Raw genomic sequence first — 387 nt, forward strand, 5'->3', positions numbered from 1 at the left:
TGTGGAAGAGATCATTCAACATGCCTCACTGGACGAAGAGAGCGAAGCGTTTATTCGACAACGCCGCCAAGAGATCACATCGAATTCTGAATGGCCAAGACCCTCGATTACTGGTGATCATCGGCCCATGCTCAATTCACGATCCACAAGCAGGCCTTGAATATGCTCAGAAACTAGCCAACATTCAGCGTCAGCATGAAAAGCAACTTCTGATTGTGATGCGTACTTACTTTGAAAAACCACGCACACGCGCCGGATGGAAAGGGCTGATCGTCGATCCCGATCTCGATAACAGCCACGACATGAATAAAGGGTTGCTGCTCGCTCGACAATTCTTACAGCAAGTCATCAACTCGCTCGCGACGCACCGAGTATTAGACACCACGA

1 pseudogene is annotated in these 387 nt (G+C 49.4%); it reads left to right on the forward strand.

Annotated elements, in window-relative coordinates:
• Position 1 precedes the first annotated feature (1 nt).
• Positions 2-387: pseudogene (locus CIK04_RS29540) on the forward strand (3-deoxy-7-phosphoheptulonate synthase); the annotation flags it as partial.

The organism is Vibrio sp. 03_296 (assembly GCF_002265885.1).